This window comes from Bacillus sp. LSHTCR4, from assembly GCF_057197025.1.
In genome coordinates, this window is the sequence record NZ_JBXUNO010000001.1 from 2,537,412 (window position 1) to 2,553,512 (window position 16,101).

Sequence of the window (16,101 nt, forward strand, 5' to 3'; positions counted from 1 at the left end):
GTCACGTTTTGTGTCCTTCTTGTGAACTCATCGTGAAATCCAATTAAAAAAATACTCTCATCTAACATTGTAGACAAAAAAAGTATTTTTTGTACATTCTACCTGCCAAAGAGGACATAAAATTGACATTTCCCTAGGCTAAAGTACACAATCCGTTACAATTATTCTTCAAACTTATAACCCACTCGAATAACAGTACCGATATGCTTCGCTTTATCTCCTAGCTTATTTCTTAGCTTTTTAATATGAGTATCAACCGTTCGGTCATCGCCGTAATAGTCATATCCCCATAACTGATCTAATAAATGTTGTCGTGACAACACAATTCCTTTGTTCTCCATTAAATAAACGAGAAGTTCAAATTCTTTATGTGTCAATATAATTTCTTCTCCATCTACTAAAACAGTTCTAGATAGACGATTCACTTCTATTCCAGCCAAAGACATAGCATTTTCTTCTGCTACTCCTACCACGCCATCCGCACGTTTCAATAACGTCTTCGCGCGAGCTACTAACACTTTCGGGCTGAAAGGTTTCGTTACATACTCATCTGCACCTAATTCGAACCCTAGTAATGTATCATCCTCATCCGAACGTGCTGTTAGCATAATAATTGGCACTGCTGATTCTTTTCTAATTCGTCTACAAACAGACCATCCATCTATTTCTGGTAACATAATATCTAACATAATTAAATCAATTTCATGCTCTGCAAATAATTCTAACGCTTTTTTTCCGTCTTCTGCTTCGATTACTTCAAAGCCTTCATTACGAAAATAATCACTAACAATTTCACGTAATCTTCTTTCATCTTCAACAAGTAATACTGTTTTATTCATATAATCTATCCCGCCTTTTTACTCTTTCAATCGAATAATACGTTGATTGGAGCTTCCGCGAAATGGAAGTGTTAAATCTTTTTTCTCGATTTCAAATCTTCCATCGACTAAAACATCCCCATAATGTAACAACTCTATCATATCATTATTTTGAGAACTCTGTATCTCTTCTAACGTATAACCTGTATACATCCATAGATTTTTTTTCAAATCTTTCACAGCTTTTGCTACTTTTTTCACTTCAGCAGCTTGAAAAAATGGATCTCCACCTGAAAATGTTACATCAGTTAATGAATTACTTGCAATCTCTTTCACAATTCCATCTACTGTCATTTCAGTTCCATTACAAATATTCCACGATTTCGGATTATGGCAGCCGAAACAACGATGCGGACAGCCCGCAAAAAACACGACTGTCCGCAACCCTTCTCCATCTACTACACTATCATGAATGATGTTCATCACTTTCATTTATGCTTCACCCGATCCATCTCTTCACTACGTTTCGCACTATTCCACTTCGACATATCTCCTACAAGATAACCTGTTATGCGGCGAATTCTTTCTATATTAGCCTCATCTTCATTTCCGCAGCTTGGACATTCATTTCCGATAACTCCGTGATAATTGCAACACTTACAACGGTCAACAGGATGATTAATCGAACCGTATCCAACGCCATGTTCTGCCATCGCTTGCACAATTTGTTTTAACGCCTTCTTGTTATGCATAGCTGCTCCGTCTAGTTCAATATACGTAATGTGTCCCCCGTTACATAGGGCATGGAAAGGTCCTTCTAAACGAATTTTATTTATCGCTTGCATGTTATAGTAAACTGGTATATGGAATGAATTCGTATAATAATTATGGTTCGTTATACCGCTAATCACGCCAAATTCTTCTCTATCTTTCTTCACAAACTTTCCTGATAACCCTTCTGCAGGAGTTGCAATTACTGAGAAATTCAGTTTATGTTCTTCTGTCGCTTTATCCATTCTATCTCTCATAAAGGAAATGATTTCATACCCAAGTTTCCATGATTCTTCATCTTCTCCATGATGCTTTCCTGTTAAAGCTACTAAACACTCCGCAAGACCGATAAAACCAAGACTTAACGTCCCTTGCTTTAAAATGGATGCTACAGAATCTTCAGGCTGTAACTTTTCCCCACCGCGCCATACACCTTGTGAATATAAAAATCGAAAATCTCTTGCTCGCTTCGTACATTGATACTCAAATCGCTCTAATAATTGCTTAATTCCTAAATCTAAGTAATAATTTAACGCTTCAAAAAACGCTTCTTTTGAACCACTAATTAACCCTAATTTCACTAAGTTAATAGACGTAAATGATAAATTCCCTCTTCCAATCGCCGTTTCTTCTCCATGTATGTTAGACATAACACGGGTACGGCATCCCATGTAACATACTTCACTTTCCGGTCGTCCATCATAATGCACAGCATTAAATGGCGCATCTAAAAATGAAAAGTTCGGGAATAATCGTTCAGCCGTTGTCTCTAACGCTAATTCAAATAAATCATAGTTTGGATCACTTTCTTCAAAGTTCACACCTTTTTTCATTTTAAAAATTTGAATGGGAAAAATTGGTGTTTCCCCTTTACCAAGACCAGCTTGTGTTGCTTTTAAAAGCTGTCTAACTAATAATCGTCCCTCTTTTGTTGTGTCTGTTCCATAATTAATAGAAATAAACGGTACTTGCCCCCCGCCCCGACTATGCATACTATTTGAATTATGAATGAAAGCTTCACAAGCCTGATACGTATCATTTTCTGTTTCTTTCCACGCAAATTCTTCTATTTGTTCTTTCGTAAGCGGATATGACTGTAATCGTTTCTTATGTCTCTCTACTGTTTTTCTCACATATGGAGCTAAATCGACATCAAAGAGTGCAAACGATTGACCACCGTGCTGCATATTTTGATTCGCTTGAAAAATAATAGACGAAAGAGCCAATGCACTTTTAATGTCTTGCGGTTGTCTCATATGTCCATGTCCGGTATGAAAACCGTTCGCAAGCATTTGCGCTAACGGAATTTGCGAACAAGTCGTTGTTCCAGTCGCATAAAAATCTAAGTCATGCGGATATAATATATTTTGATTTATCGCTTTTTTCACTTGATTTGACAATAAATTTTCAACAGCATAATATTTCGCACTCTCTGATGCGAACGTTCCCATTACTCCCATTGGAGAGCGGCCATCTACATTTGCATTTTCTTGCATTAAATCTTGCTCATTCCCGTGGACAATCGTCTCAAACACTCTCATTAATTCTTCTCCACGTACATTTCGTTGTAACATTTATAACCCTCCACCAATATGTTGTTGTCTTTTGATTAAAATGTTACTACATATAGTCTTGTTATTTCTGTGAGAAATGTAACATTCCTGTGAAATTTTTTGCACGAAATAATGAATTTTTCATTTACAAAAAAGAAATGTGCTCTTTACAAATGTATGGTACAATATACGGGAAAAACTCTTTTTACCCTTTATCAACACATTTGTATAAAGGAGACTGAACTTATGGTTACTACATATCTTTTATTTATCGTTGCCTACTTACTTGGCTCGATTCCATTTGCACTAGTCGTTGGAAAGATTGGTTACGGAATTGACATTCGTGAGCACGGAAGCGGTAATTTAGGCGGAACAAATACATTCCGTACACTAGGGAAAAAAGCAGGTTTTATCGTTACAATTGCTGACATTTTAAAAGGTACATTAGCAACGAGTCTACCGATTATTTTCGCGTTAGATGTTCATCCACTATGGTTTGGATTAGCAGCTGTTCTTGGACATGTGTATCCGATCTTCGCGAAGTTCCGTGGTGGTAAAGCAGTTGCAACTTCTGCTGGCGTGCTATTATGCTACTCACCAGTTGTTTTTGCAATATTAGCTGTTGTCTTTTTCAGCCTTTTATTTACAACAAGATACGTATCACTTTCTTCTATGGTAACAGCTGTCGTTGCCGTTATCGCATCAATTGTTAGCGGGGATAAAATCTTCATTATTGCGATGTGTTTATTAGCAGGTATGGTTATTTATAAACACCGTGCAAATATTGGACGAATTATAAATAAAACTGAACCGAAAGCAAACTTTTCAAAAAAGCAAAAATAAGATCGTAACCCACATAACGCAAAAAGAAAACGTGAAGCATATTAATAGCGTCTTTTTGCGTTATTTTTTATACTAAAGAAAAAGCAACATAATTTGGAGGAACTATACATGAATCTTTCCGTAACAAAAGAAGCAGCACAATGGTATAAAAACGAATTAAACTTACAATCGGGTGAAACACTGCGCCTTTTCGTACAATACGGCGGTTGCAGTACTGTGCAAAAAGGACTTTCTTTAGGTATTCGTAAAGATGATCCTGCACATCCTGCTGTGCAAACTCAAGAAGAAGGTATTAACTTCTTTATTGAAGGCGATGATGAGTGGTTCTTCGATGGACATAATTTATCTGTTACATTTAACGACGGTGATGATTTCCCGCAATTTAATTATGAAAAATAAAAAAAACGTGGCATCTGCCACGCTTTTTTATTTTTTCTTAATCTCCTCATATTTCGCATACCACTCTGGATATAACTTTTTAAATGATACAGGCCTGAACCCTTCTTTTTTCGCACAAATATTTGTCGTACTTGCCGTAATACAAAGTTCACCTTCACCATTATATATTTCATAACCATATACAACGCGAAGCGGGCTCACAGTGTCCACCCACGTTTTCACAATTGCTTTTTCACCGTAACGCATCGCTTTACGATATGAAATTTGCAAGTCTAACACAGGAGAAATAATTCCCTCTTTCTCCATTTCAACATATGAAAACCCTAAATCTTGTATAAGTTTCGTGCGACCTAATTCAAGCCACACCAAATAGTTTGAATGGTAAACAACACCCATTTGATCTGTTTCCGCATAACGGATTTCAACTTCATGTTCTGCTACAAACATATGTATTCGCCTTCTTTCACTTCTGCTACCTTGCATACATTTAATCATAATACAGCGGAATCAAAAATAAAATAAAAACAGTGAATCTTTTCCCGAAAGGAGCAAGCACATGATTCAAATTGTAACGGTTCGTAGCGGTGATAGCGTATATAGCTTGGCATCTAAATATGGATCAACACCTGACGAAATAGTAAAAGACAATGGACTCAATCCAGCTGAAACACTCGTTGTTGGTCAGGCACTAATTGTGAATACGAAAGGGAATAATTATTATGTACAGCCTGGCGACAGCTTATATCGAATCTCTCAAACATATAACGTTCCTCTCGCTAGTTTAGCTAAGGTGAATAACTTATCTTTAAAATCCATTCTCCATGTTGGACAGCAATTATATATACCGAAAGGAACAAAACGAGCAGTAGAATCCATCGCTTATTTACAACCTTCAACTATACCCATCAAAGAAAGTTTAGTTAATGCTACACGTGCTATTAATCCATTTTTAACATACTTAGCTTACTTCAGTTTCGAGGCAAAAAGAGATGGTACGTTAAAAGAACCAACTGAAACAGCTAAAATCGCGAATATTGCAACACAAGGCAACACCATTCCTATGCTCGTTATTACAAATATTGAAAATGGAAATTTCAGTGCCGATCTGACTTCCGTTATTTTACGGGACGCGACAATCCAAAATAAATTTATTACTAACATTTTGCAAACTGCTGAGAAGTACGGTATGCGAGACATTCATTTTGATTTTGAGAGCGTGGCACCTGAAGATCGCGAAGCGTATAATCGCTTTTTACGAAATGTGAAAACACGCTTACCTAACGGGTACACATTAAGTACAACACTTGTACCGAAAACAAGTTCAAATCAAAAGGGAAAATTTTTTGAAGCTCACGATTATAAAGCACAAGGACAAATTGTTGATTTCGTCGTCATTATGACATATGACTGGGGTTGGCAAGGCGGGCCACCGATGGCTATTTCTCCTATCGGTCCTGTAAAAGAAGTACTTCAATACGCAAAATCTCAAATGCCTCCCCAAAAAATTATGATGGGGCAAAATTTGTACGGATTCGATTGGAAACTACCGTTCAAACAAGGAAATCCGCCTGCAAAAGCAATTAGCTCTGTCGCAGCTGTTGCACTAGCTCGTAAATACAATGTTCCTATTCGCTATGACTTCACTGCTCAAGCTCCTCATTTTAATTATTTTGATGAAAATGGTGTACAACACGAAGTTTGGTTTGAAGATTCACGTTCTGTTCAAAGTAAATTCAATTTAATGAAAGAACAAGGTATAGGCGGTATTAGCTACTGGAAGATCGGTTTACCATTCCCACAAAATTGGCGTTTACTCGTTGAAAACTTTACGATTACGAAAAAGGGCTGACAAAAGTCAGCCCTTTTTGTACATTCTGTTAAGATTCATCTTTGATTTCACTTTTTAATGAGTCAATACTTTCTAAACGTCTTTGATTTTTTGCTTCAATAGCAGAACGATCTTTTTCATTAGAAAGTTCCGCTGTTTCTTTTGCTTCATTAAAGTTATCAATTGTATTTTGCACCATTTCTTGTAACTTTTCAGCGTTATCACTTCGATTATCTGGATTTGGCATGTACTTTCCTCCTAATATTGTATATACACACCATCTTAAATTACCTATCTTCCCTCAAATTTATACATAAAAAAGGAGAATACAATATTCTCCTTTTCTTTAACCGTTATCAACAATCGGTTGTTTACCCGTTTGGTCTTGCATTTGCTTTCCTTTATTGCCACCAGCTTTTTTTGATTGTGTACCAATATGATTCGGTGCAAAGTCTTTTGAATTCTTTTTCGGATTACCCATTACTATCGCCTCCTTAACACTAGTATCGTACTAGTGTTAAGAATTATTCAGCTTGCTTAAAAAGTTTCATTTCATAACGTTTTTCAATACGCTCTTCAATGCGATCGATTGCATCGCGATCGCTTAATAATTGTTGTTTATTTTCTTTCACAAGCTCGTCAAACGATTTACGGCGACTTCTTCTCATGCTGTTCACCCTCTCTCCTTCGCATTCTTACTATACATAGTATGAGCAAAGCAAAAACTCTTTAATCAGATTTGCAAGAAAATTTTATTTTTTAGTACTCCTAAAAAACTCTGTGTACAATAAATTGCAACACTCACGAAATCTGGACACATATCAAAACACCTAAACCATCCGCTGCAATTCACTTGGTACTTTTGACATATTCCCAGAATGGTATCCTTCTTTATATATAACGATAAGTTTGATTAATCCATATCTTAATTCGAAAAATATTTTGACTCCCAAGCAAATGTCCCTAGACTAAAATTGGCTTTAGTTGTATTATCCTTTATCGTATACAATCCACTCCTTTTTCATATATTAATTTAGTTCGTGCATTACGTATTACTTCTTTAGTACGAGCTATACGTAACTTAGTGTCTTCTCCCCCCAATTTTTACCTCATAAATTTTTTTAGACATATTTTTATAAAGTGTTCAAAATACAACAGATCGGCTATTTCTGTTTATTGAACACATGAAATATGCAAACTATAATAACAATATAAATAACCAACACTATGTTGATTAAAAAATAGGAGGCACTAAAATGAAAAACCAAGTATCAATAGTAGTTGAACATGAATTGAATAACGTAACACCAGAAATGATTGACTGGTGGTGGGACAATATTGATAACTCTGAACGATATAAACTATGGCACCCAGAAGAACATGTTGATTTTAAATGGTTAGTTGATCCTAAAGTACATGGGCATGTAGGAGCGATATCAGCTTCAATTGAATCTGCTGGGGGCGGACTAGAATTTCCGCTAAGAATTAGATGGGAAGATCCTAAAAATTGTCCTATAAATACACATTACAGCCATATTTTAATGGGTTCATGTTTAGATGATAATGACGATGTAATTTCGCAAGTAATACATCAATATGAAAAATCCGATAACGGTACAGTAATGACTTCTACATTCATTTTCCCGAAAGGATTACCACCATTTATTAATCTAAGTGGTTTATATAAACACAACGTAGAAGAAATGAGTGAATTCAGTAATTTTTTACCAGAACTTTTCAAAGAAAATTTGTAAGGTAACTAAACAAATTTTCTTTGAATAAGTGACTAACTAGAAAACAAATTAGCCCCCATCATTTTAGATATGCCTAAAATGATGGGGGCTTTCAATATCAAACCAATCACAATATTTCTTCTCAGTAATGCACTCTGCCCTTCAAATGAAAAACACCTACGTCAAATTTACATACTTAGTATGCGGATTCAGGAGATGTTTTTCCTATACCTCGATTCGGGTTCACTTCAAAATAGCACACGGAGTTTTTATACCATAACGTTTAAATACTCTTTTAACTTTTCATCTGCATTCATTTCACTTTGTTTATAATCATGCAGCGCTTGCAGTACGAAATCATACTGTTCTAAAATATAACTTTCTAATTTCAGGACGTCCTCTAAGCAATTAAGCATAATTCTCGTGTTACCAACTTCACTTTTTAACGCCGGTTCACAGGCTAAACTCGTACATATTTCTTTCACATCATCTTCTAATATGTCTGCTAATACGTATTTCTTTCGCCCTTTTACCTTTAATCTCATAACTGGATAAAAAGCTTTTATATCTAAATAGCTTCCTACATTCATGCAACGAATCCATTCAATATCACGTTTATTTCGTACAAGTATCTCTTTTACCGCTTCATATACTGCTGTTTCATCAAGTACTTCTGTATTCAATTTCCTTTTCGCCTCTTCTTCAATAGAGGCACATTTTTGATAAACTGCTGCACACGTAATACAATCATCAAATGCATTATGAGAACTTAAACGAATTCCAAGCATTCGCTTTAACGTTTCAAGTTTATGATTAGGCGCGTGCTTCATATATTTCTTCGCTAAAAATACAGTATCAATCACTTTATTTTTCGGTTCCGGTAAACCAAGCATATTCACATTACTTTTCAAAAAGCGCATATCAAAAGATGCATTATGAGCGACAATTACATTTGTATGTAAAAATGCTAAAAATAAAGGTAACACTTCTTCAATCGTCGGTGCATCCGAAACACGATAATTTGTAATACCTGTTAAACTCGTTATTCGGTCCGGAATTGAACGCTCTGGATTCACATAGGAAACAAATTGATCTACTAGTTCATGATTACGATATTTCACTGCTGCGACTTGAATAATTTTATCATTATAAGGGTTAAATCCTGTTGTTTCAAAGTCAATTACAACATAATCTAACGGTAAGGATATATTCCCCACTCCAAATACACTCCTTTATCTCTCAACGTTTATATTTCTTTCATCATATCATGAAGCTTTCACTACGTGAAAAAGAAAAGGCAGAAATGATTATATTCCATCTCTACCTTTTCACTGTTATTTTAATTTAGCAATCCGTTTCTCCATCTCTTTTTGCGTCATCGGTCCAATAAACTTATCTTGAATGACACCTTTCGTATCTATAAAATACGAAGTTGGGATCGTAATGACTTTATACGCTGTTGTCACATCAATATTCTTGTCCAATAAAATAGGAAAAGTAATCCCTTTCTCCTTAGCAAAATTACTCACCTTTTCTATCCCCCCGCCTTTTTCTGAAGGCGTATAATTTATTGCTAAAATTTCTACATTTTCTTTATGTTCTTTATAGAAAGCCTCCATATCTGGCATTTCTTGCTGACAAGGTCCACACCACGTTGCCCAAAAATTTAAAATCACTTTCTTTCCTTTTAAATCCGATAACTTTACATTCGTTCCATCTAACTTCGTTAATTCAAAGTCTGGCGCACTCTTTCCTATTTCAATACCGTTACTTGCAATCATTTCTTTCATAGCAGCTTCACTTTTTTCTTGCTTCCCTTGTACTACTTGATCTTTCTTACCAAACTGTTCATAAGCTGCATATCCCGCTAAACAAAGTAACACTACAATAATCGTAAGCTTCCGCCACATTTTATATCACCCTAACGTGTTTGTCTTCTAACATATTCACCCAAATACTATATACCTTATTTTAGCTTATACGGACAAGCTTGGAAATATTCACAGTCGAAATAATTAGAAAATTCTTATTTAAAGTGTATTTTTTTCCTTTTTATCATATAATTAGAAACACAAATAAAGTGTTGTTTATCTTCTTATGGGCCCATTCACCTTTTTACTTTCATAGTTATATAAACTTCAACAAAAGGGGGATTTTTTATGAATTCATTCGAAAAAATAACATTATATATTCTTAGCTTTCTTTTATACCCAATCGGTATTATTACATGGATCATTTCACTCTTTAGTAACGATCTTGAGAAAAAGAAAGTAGGGCGTATTTGTCTCTACGTTTCTCTAGTCTCATTCGTCCTTTTCTTAATTCTTGGAATTGCAACTTTCCTTATGACTGCTACTTTTAACGTTGATCTGAATCATTCAGAATCTATCGAGTATCAAATAAATGACGCTGAATAAAGATAAGAGTATTGCTCTTATCTTTATTCACATCTCTTAAAAAATGAATGACTATGTATTAATTTTTCAGGGCTTCCACATGCTACAATACTTCCTTCTTTCATGATGAAAACGCGATCTGCTAGTATTACTTTCTCTACATCATGTGTCGCCACAATTCTCGTGACCTCTCTTCCTAGTCCTTCTATCATATTCCAAACACATTCTTGATTGCTTGGATCTAATCCCGCAGTCGGTTCATCTAAAATAATAAAATTCGGATTTGAACCAATTGCTCGCAATAATGCAAGACGTTTTCTTTCTCCTCCCGAAAACTCTCCACCGCTTTTATGTAGTACAGTTTGAATTCCTTCAGGTAACCCCCTAATAATCGGTGTTACATTTACAAGTCCAGCATTTTTTTCTAACTCGTTTTCTCCCCTCTCTTCCTCGAAATATATATTCTCTTTTACTGTCGTCCGAAAAAAACGAGGTTCTTGCCACACTGTAGTCAATCGAGCCTCATTTCCATAATAAGCAACGCTACCATTCGATGGTTTATACAAGCCTGTCATTAATTTTAAAAGCGTTGTTTTTCCTGCACCACTTTCTCCTACAATGATAACGAATTCACCAGGTTTAATTTGCAAATCAATACTATGAATTCTGCATTTCTCTTCATCATTCTCCTGAAATGAAACATTTGTTATTGTCATCCCCATCGCTCTTTCTACATTACTATTTGCCACTCGTTTATCTAAAAAGAAAAAAACTCTACTTGCCGAAGCGACTGCAACTTGTGTCATTATCAATAAATCGCCCACATAACGGATAGGGAAAAAGAGCATCTCTATTGTCGCTAACACTGCAACAAGTGAACCAACTTCTATTTCTCCCCCCATTATTTTTTGTGCACCTATAATGAGAACAACGATATATGCTCCTGTTTCAATCACCGTTCCAACTACTCCAATGCAATGTTGCATCATCGTCTTCTTTACTTCTGTTTTATACGATTGTGCCGTTACTCCCTTAAATAAGCGAATGGCCCATTTTTCTTTTTGCAAACTACGCAAATCTTGTACTCCTTTTACAAACTGTGACACCACCTCTACGACACTTGACTGATTTTTTTGAGCAATGCTTGCGATATTTCTTACCTTTTCCCCAAACAACATCGGAACCGTTGCACTTAAAAATAAAAACGGAGTTACCCACAATATAAACTGTATATCTATATGTTGTAGTGCTATGAACGCACCTATAAATTGCGCAATGGCGTGTATATATTCTATTAATATAGAACCATATAATCTGACCCAGTTTGGAATATCAGACACAACTAACGTTTCTAGCTCTCCTTGTTTTATTTTCTCACTCTCTTCAAACGGTAATAGGAAAAAATGGCGCAATACATCTATACGCTTCTCTCGTAATATTCGCTGACTCACTTTTGAACTTACATAATCAAATGAAAGATTATTCACCCACATTAACAAGCGACTAACTGTAAACAAAGTAATGTAAAGATACGCTCCTTTCAGCTCTCGTTGAATCAGGTTATCTACAATTAGTCCCATGAATAGTGGACGGGAGAGATTTAAAATAGCTGCAAAAAGCCCACTGCATACAGCTGCTATTACTAATATTTTTTCTTTCTGTAACGGTAACAAAATTCTTTTATATTCTTTCATAATATCCCCTCCATTTTTATAGTAAAAAGAAAGGGATGAAACCAAATGGTTTCATCCCTTTCCATAAAACAAGGAAGCTAACAGTTGTTAGCTTCCTTCTCGTTTATTTCAATTATTTAGTTCGACACTTTAGATTCTTCAATTTTCTCACGAAGAACCATTTGTAAGATACCACCGTGACGGTAGTAGTCAATTTCAACTTCACTATCGAAACGAGCTACTACTTCAAATTGTTTTTCGTTGCCATCTGCATCAGTTGCAACTACTTTTACAAGATCGCGCGGTCTAACTGTTTTGTCAATTTGAATTTCAAATGACTCATTACCAACAAGACCTAATGTTTCAGCGCTTTCGCCATCTTTAAATTGAAGTGGTAATACGCCCATTAACACTAAGTTACTGCGGTGAATACGCTCAAAGCTTTCTGCGATTACTGCTTTAATACCCAGTAAGTTTGTACCTTTTGCAGCCCAGTCACGAGAACTTCCCATACCGTAATCTTTACCAGCAACAACTAGAAGGCCTGTGCCATCTTCTTTATATTTCATAGCAGCATCATAAATTGATGTTACTTCACCAGTTGGCCAATATGTTGTATATCCGCCTTCTGTTCCTGGTGCGATTTGGTTTTTAATGCGGATGTTCGCGAATGTACCACGCATCATCACCTCATGGTTACCACGACGAGAACCATAAGAGTTGAAGTCAACTGGTTGTACACCGTTTTCTAATAAGTAGCGTCCAGCTGGTGTATGCTTACCGATTGAACCTGCTGGTGAAATGTGGTCTGTCGTTACAGAGTCACCAAATTTACCAACTACGCGTAAGCCTGATAACGTTTCAACTTCACCTGGCTCTTTAGATAAACCTTCAAAGAATGGTGGGTTTTGAATGTATGTTGAATCATTATCCCAAGTATATAAAGCTTCATTTGAAGTTTGGATTTCATTCCAACGCTCATTACTGTTAAATACTTGTGCATATTCTTTCTTGAACAGTTCAGATGTAACAACACTTTGGACTACATCTTCAATTTCTTTAGCTGATGGCCAAATGTCATTGAAGTAAACAGCATTGCCATTTACATCTTTACCGATTTCATCATTTTTCAGGTCAATATCAACAGTACCTGCAAGTGCATATGCAACAACAAGTGGTGGTGATGCTAAATAGTTCGCTTTTACAAGCGGGTGAATACGACCTTCAAAGTTACGGTTACCAGATAAAACAGATGTTACTAATAAGTCATTTGCTGCGATTGCTTCTTCTAATTCTGGCGCTAATGGACCAGAGTTACCGATACAAGTCGTACAGCCGTAACCAACTGTTTGGAAACCTAATTGATCTAAATATGTTGTTAAACCAGACTTATCTAAGTACTCTGTAACAACTTTAGATCCTGGTGCTAATGATGTTTTTACGTATTCAGGTACTACAAGTCCTTTTTCAATTGCTTTTTTCGCAACTAGACCTGCTCCAATTAATACGTATGGGTTTGATGTATTTGTACAGCTTGTAATTGCAGCGATTGCAATTGCACCTGTTTTCATCGTTACTTCTTTATTTTCTAATGTAACCTTCACTTCTTTATCGAACTCTTGCTCATTAAATCCAAGTCCTTGTGTTCCAACTGGTGCTACAACAGCTTTGTGGAACGCATCTTTCATATCTGAAAGTGGAATTAAATCTTGTGGGCGTTTCGGTCCAGAAAGGTTAGATTCAATTGTATTTAAATCAATTTCAACAAGATCAGTGTAAATTGGATCTTTGCTGTCTGCTGTATAGAATAAGCCGTTCGCTTTACAGTATTCTTCAACAACGCGAATTTGTTCTTCATCTCTACCTGTTAAACGTAAGTATTCTAATGAAATATCATCGATTGGGAAGAATCCACAAGTTGCGCCGTATTCTGGTGCCATGTTTGAAATTGTTGCACGGTCAGCTAAAGGCATGCTCTTTAGTCCATTACCGAAGAACTCAACGAATTTACCAACTACACCTTTTTGACGTAATACTTGTGTTACTTTTAATGCAACATCAGTTGCTGTAGTACCACTTGGAAGTGTACCAGTTAATTTCACACCGATTACTTCAGGTACTGGGAAGTATGAAGGCTGTCCAAGCATTCCTGCTTCTGCTTCAATACCACCAACGCCCCATCCAAGAACGCCGATACCGTTAATCATTGTTGTATGTGAGTCTGTTCCAACTAATGAATCTGGGTATGCAACTAAGTCACCTTCAGCATTTTTCACCGCGTGAACGACTGGCGCTAAATATTCAAGGTTTACTTGGTGTACAATACCTGTAGCTGGTGGAACTGCACGGTAGTTATCAAATGATTTTTGTGCCCAGCTTAAAAATTTATAACGTTCTTCATTACGTTTAAACTCTAAGTCCATGTTGAATGCAAGCGCGTCTGCCGTACCCGCTCTATCAACCTGTACAGAGTGATCAATTACAAGGTCTACAGTAATTTCCGGATTAATTTTATCAGGATCCCCACCCATGTCTGCCATTGCTTTACGAAGCGAAGCCAAATCAACAACAGCTGGAACACCAGTGAAATCTTGTAAAATTACACGAGATGGTTTAAATGGAACATCGATATCTTGCACATCTTTCGTTCCCCATTTCGCTAAATTTGTAACATGCTCTTCTGTAATTACACGTCCGTCTACTTGACGAAGTACTGATTCAAGTAAAACTTTCACGGAATATGGTAATTGAGATACGTTGCCAACCCCTGCATTTTCAAGCGCTTTCAAATCATAATAATGATACGTTTTTCCATCTACTTCAAAAGTTGCACGTGATTGAAATGGATTATGTTTGACCATTATGTTTCCCCCCTGTTAAACGTGACTAAGTTGTCTGAATATAAAATGTAGACAAACTTTTCAATACCTTACGATAATATCTTATTACAACTTTCTAAATAAGTAAATAATAAGAAACTTATAGATTATCATAAGTTTTCTTTATGTTTCTAAATTTGAATAGTGTTCATGCTCCTTATGAATACTATTACCATAAAGTAAAGTGCTCTATTAGCGCTTTACTTACAGTAGTTCATACATACTATGAACTGCTCATCATGCAACTTATAAAAAAATTATAGAGGTGAAATAAAATGGGCAAAAGAAAAGCAAATCATACTATTTCAGGGATGAATGCGGCATCTGCACAAGGACAAGGCGCTGGTTATAACGAAGAGTTTGCAAATGAAAACTTAACTCCTGCAGAACGACAAAATAATAAGAAACGCAAAAAGAACCAGTAACGAAAAATCCCAAAAGGTCCATTTCCTTTTGGGATTTTTTCTAATGTTTATAACGTAGTAATTCCGAAACCGTTACAAATCGATAGCCTTGTTTTTTCAGCTCAGGTAAAATTTTTGCTAATGCTGCTACTGTTTGACTACGATCATTTCCTCCATCATGTAACAATACGATATCTCCACTTTTAGCATGTTTCACTACATGATTTACAATGGATTCAACCCCTGGATTTGCCCAATCACGTGGATCTTGATGCCACGACCATAGAACAGTTTGATAACCAGCTTCTTTCGCTGTTTTAAATACAGCATCGTTAATATATCCACCAGGTGGACGGAATAGCAAAGGTTCTTTCACCCATTTTTCGAAAAATTTCTTTCCATCTAAAATATCATTTTCTAATTTTTCATCTGAGGAATTACTGGCATACAAATGATTCATCGTATGATTTCCAATTTCATGTCCCTCTTTTAACACTTGTTTCACTAAATATGGATTACGCTGAACTCGAAATCCAATCATAAAAAATGTCGCTTCTGCTTTATATTGACGTAATAAATGTAAAATTTGTGGTGTATAAGTTGGATCCGGTCCATCATCAAATGTAATAGCAATAATCTTTTCATTATTAGGTACTTCCCATGTTACATAGCCAGTTGGTTCTAGCTCTTTTCTGAGCAACATTTTCGCTTCCACTTTTTCAACTTGAAATATATGTACTGCGCATAATAAAGAAAAAACGAGTAGAAAAATTTTCTGTTTTAGCATAATATTCGTTAAAGTAA

18 protein-coding genes are annotated in these 16,101 nt (G+C 35.9%); 6 read left to right on the forward strand and 12 right to left on the reverse strand.

The features are described 5' to 3' along the window. Positions 1-161 precede the first annotated feature (161 nt). From AC2CGR_RS12960 to AC2CGR_RS12970, 3 genes are read right to left on the reverse strand one after another with little or no spacing between them, the layout of a single operon-like run. Positions 162-839 (reverse strand): response regulator transcription factor, encoded by a 678-nt coding sequence (locus AC2CGR_RS12960; protein ID WP_001044683.1) that lies wholly within the window; start codon positions 837-839, stop codon positions 162-164. 18 nt (positions 840-857) lie between these two features. After that, a complete protein-coding gene (nrdG, locus tag AC2CGR_RS12965; RefSeq protein WP_087967285.1) occupies positions 858-1,310 on the reverse strand; it encodes an anaerobic ribonucleoside-triphosphate reductase activating protein in 453 nt (150 codons plus the stop codon). Next, entirely contained in the window at positions 1,307-3,163 is a 1,857-nt protein-coding gene (locus AC2CGR_RS12970; RefSeq protein ID WP_087967283.1) for an anaerobic ribonucleoside triphosphate reductase, read from the reverse strand. The genes nrdG and AC2CGR_RS12970 overlap by 4 nt, the downstream gene beginning before the upstream one ends. 225 nt (positions 3,164-3,388) lie before the next feature. Between AC2CGR_RS12970 and plsY the strand changes: the two genes are divergently transcribed. Next, positions 3,389-3,985, forward strand: a complete 597-nt coding sequence (plsY, locus tag AC2CGR_RS12975) for a glycerol-3-phosphate 1-O-acyltransferase PlsY (protein WP_000258966.1) — start codon at positions 3,389-3,391, stop codon at positions 3,983-3,985. A 108-nt stretch (positions 3,986-4,093) separates the two neighbouring features. Next, positions 4,094-4,384 carry a HesB/YadR/YfhF family protein gene (locus AC2CGR_RS12980; RefSeq protein WP_001054449.1) on the forward strand — a complete coding sequence of 97 codons (291 nt, stop codon included), beginning with the start codon at positions 4,094-4,096 and terminating at the stop codon, positions 4,382-4,384. Positions 4,385-4,411: 27 nt separating this feature from the next. Here AC2CGR_RS12980 and AC2CGR_RS12985 read toward each other — a convergent pair whose 3' ends face one another. Then, complete coding sequence (locus AC2CGR_RS12985; RefSeq protein WP_000495816.1) at positions 4,412-4,831, reverse strand: acyl-CoA thioesterase; 420 nt, start codon at positions 4,829-4,831, stop codon at positions 4,412-4,414. A gap of 109 nt (positions 4,832-4,940) precedes the next feature. On the opposite strand from AC2CGR_RS12985, the gene AC2CGR_RS12990 reads away from it, so the two are divergent. Continuing rightward, positions 4,941-6,233: a glycoside hydrolase family 18 protein gene (locus AC2CGR_RS12990; protein WP_000614836.1), complete on the forward strand. Its 1,293-nt coding sequence runs from the start codon at positions 4,941-4,943 to the stop codon at positions 6,231-6,233. Between the two features lie 28 nt (positions 6,234-6,261). On the opposite strand, the gene tlp is transcribed toward AC2CGR_RS12990, so the two are convergent. From tlp to AC2CGR_RS13005, 3 genes are all read right to left on the reverse strand, one after another. Then, positions 6,262-6,459 carry a small acid-soluble spore protein Tlp gene (gene tlp / locus AC2CGR_RS12995; RefSeq protein ID WP_001133509.1) on the reverse strand — a complete coding sequence of 66 codons (198 nt, stop codon included), beginning with the start codon at positions 6,457-6,459 and terminating at the stop codon, positions 6,262-6,264. A gap of 99 nt (positions 6,460-6,558) precedes the next feature. Beyond that, entirely contained in the window at positions 6,559-6,693 is a 135-nt protein-coding gene (gene sspN / locus AC2CGR_RS13000; protein ID WP_000527987.1) for an acid-soluble spore protein SspN, read from the reverse strand. 43 nt (positions 6,694-6,736) lie between these two features. Then, complete coding sequence (locus tag AC2CGR_RS13005) at positions 6,737-6,880, reverse strand: FbpB family small basic protein (RefSeq protein ID WP_001254697.1); 144 nt, start codon at positions 6,878-6,880, stop codon at positions 6,737-6,739. 588 nt (positions 6,881-7,468) lie between these two features. Here AC2CGR_RS13005 and AC2CGR_RS13010 point away from each other — a divergent pair. Next, positions 7,469-7,966 (forward strand): DAPG hydrolase family protein, encoded by a 498-nt coding sequence (locus AC2CGR_RS13010; RefSeq protein WP_087967281.1) that lies wholly within the window; start codon positions 7,469-7,471, stop codon positions 7,964-7,966. A 248-nt stretch (positions 7,967-8,214) separates the two neighbouring features. Here AC2CGR_RS13010 and AC2CGR_RS13015 read toward each other — a convergent pair whose 3' ends face one another. Further along, entirely contained in the window at positions 8,215-9,162 is a 948-nt protein-coding gene (locus AC2CGR_RS13015; RefSeq protein WP_087967279.1) for a 3'-5' exonuclease, read from the reverse strand. Positions 9,163-9,279: 117 nt separating this feature from the next. After that, entirely contained in the window at positions 9,280-9,855 is a 576-nt protein-coding gene (locus tag AC2CGR_RS13020) for a TlpA family protein disulfide reductase (protein WP_087967277.1), read from the reverse strand. 249 nt (positions 9,856-10,104) lie between these two features. Here AC2CGR_RS13020 and AC2CGR_RS13025 point away from each other — a divergent pair, with 249 nt between their 5' ends. Then, on the forward strand, positions 10,105-10,362 hold the full coding sequence (locus AC2CGR_RS13025; RefSeq protein ID WP_001083879.1) for a hypothetical protein: 258 nt from the start codon (positions 10,105-10,107) through the stop codon (positions 10,360-10,362). Positions 10,363-10,385: 23 nt separating this feature from the next. Here AC2CGR_RS13025 and AC2CGR_RS13030 read toward each other — a convergent pair whose 3' ends face one another. Further along, positions 10,386-12,035, reverse strand: a complete 1,650-nt coding sequence (locus AC2CGR_RS13030; protein WP_484480896.1) for an ABC transporter ATP-binding protein — start codon at positions 12,033-12,035, stop codon at positions 10,386-10,388. A 116-nt stretch (positions 12,036-12,151) separates the two neighbouring features. Further along, positions 12,152-14,875 carry an aconitate hydratase AcnA gene (acnA, locus tag AC2CGR_RS13035; protein WP_087967273.1) on the reverse strand — a complete coding sequence of 908 codons (2,724 nt, stop codon included), beginning with the start codon at positions 14,873-14,875 and terminating at the stop codon, positions 12,152-12,154. Positions 14,876-15,168: 293 nt separating this feature from the next. Here acnA and sspO point away from each other — a divergent pair, with 293 nt between their 5' ends. Beyond that, a complete protein-coding gene (gene sspO / locus AC2CGR_RS13040) occupies positions 15,169-15,318 on the forward strand; it encodes an acid-soluble spore protein SspO (protein WP_000518052.1) in 150 nt (49 codons plus the stop codon). A 40-nt stretch (positions 15,319-15,358) separates the two neighbouring features. Here the strand turns inward: sspO and pdaB are convergent, their stop codons facing one another. Next, positions 15,359-16,084: a polysaccharide deacetylase family sporulation protein PdaB gene (gene pdaB, locus AC2CGR_RS13045; protein WP_131100545.1), complete on the reverse strand. Its 726-nt coding sequence runs from the start codon at positions 16,082-16,084 to the stop codon at positions 15,359-15,361. Positions 16,085-16,101 lie beyond the last annotated feature (17 nt).

What these genes read in the sequence shown, in the direction of transcription:
- AC2CGR_RS12960 (WP_001044683.1), bottom strand. Translation starts at nt 839, where the DNA reads ATGAATAAAACAGTATTACTTGTTGAAGATGAAAGAAGATTACGTGAA.
- nrdG (WP_087967285.1), bottom strand. Translation starts at nt 1,310, where the DNA reads ATGAAAGTGATGAACATCATTCATGATAGTGTAGTAGATGGAGAAGGG.
- AC2CGR_RS12970 (WP_087967283.1), bottom strand. Translation starts at nt 3,163, where the DNA reads ATGTTACAACGAAATGTACGTGGAGAAGAATTAATGAGAGTGTTTGAG.
- plsY (WP_000258966.1), top strand. Translation starts at nt 3,389, where the DNA reads ATGGTTACTACATATCTTTTATTTATCGTTGCCTACTTACTTGGCTCG.
- AC2CGR_RS12980 (WP_001054449.1), top strand. Translation starts at nt 4,094, where the DNA reads ATGAATCTTTCCGTAACAAAAGAAGCAGCACAATGGTATAAAAACGAA.
- AC2CGR_RS12985 (WP_000495816.1), bottom strand. Translation starts at nt 4,831, where the DNA reads ATGTTTGTAGCAGAACATGAAGTTGAAATCCGTTATGCGGAAACAGAT.
- AC2CGR_RS12990 (WP_000614836.1), top strand. Translation starts at nt 4,941, where the DNA reads ATGATTCAAATTGTAACGGTTCGTAGCGGTGATAGCGTATATAGCTTG.
- tlp (WP_001133509.1), bottom strand. Translation starts at nt 6,459, where the DNA reads ATGCCAAATCCAGATAATCGAAGTGATAACGCTGAAAAGTTACAAGAA.
- sspN (WP_000527987.1), bottom strand. Translation starts at nt 6,693, where the DNA reads ATGGGTAATCCGAAAAAGAATTCAAAAGACTTTGCACCGAATCATATT.
- AC2CGR_RS13005 (WP_001254697.1), bottom strand. Translation starts at nt 6,880, where the DNA reads ATGAGAAGAAGTCGCCGTAAATCGTTTGACGAGCTTGTGAAAGAAAAT.
- AC2CGR_RS13010 (WP_087967281.1), top strand. Translation starts at nt 7,469, where the DNA reads ATGAAAAACCAAGTATCAATAGTAGTTGAACATGAATTGAATAACGTA.
- AC2CGR_RS13020 (WP_087967277.1), bottom strand. Translation starts at nt 9,855, where the DNA reads ATGTGGCGGAAGCTTACGATTATTGTAGTGTTACTTTGTTTAGCGGGA.
- AC2CGR_RS13025 (WP_001083879.1), top strand. Translation starts at nt 10,105, where the DNA reads ATGAATTCATTCGAAAAAATAACATTATATATTCTTAGCTTTCTTTTA.
- AC2CGR_RS13030 (WP_484480896.1), bottom strand. Translation starts at nt 12,035, where the DNA reads ATGAAAGAATATAAAAGAATTTTGTTACCGTTACAGAAAGAAAAAATA.
- acnA (WP_087967273.1), bottom strand. Translation starts at nt 14,875, where the DNA reads ATGGTCAAACATAATCCATTTCAATCACGTGCAACTTTTGAAGTAGAT.
- sspO (WP_000518052.1), top strand. Translation starts at nt 15,169, where the DNA reads ATGGGCAAAAGAAAAGCAAATCATACTATTTCAGGGATGAATGCGGCA.
- pdaB (WP_131100545.1), bottom strand. Translation starts at nt 16,084, where the DNA reads ATGCTAAAACAGAAAATTTTTCTACTCGTTTTTTCTTTATTATGCGCA.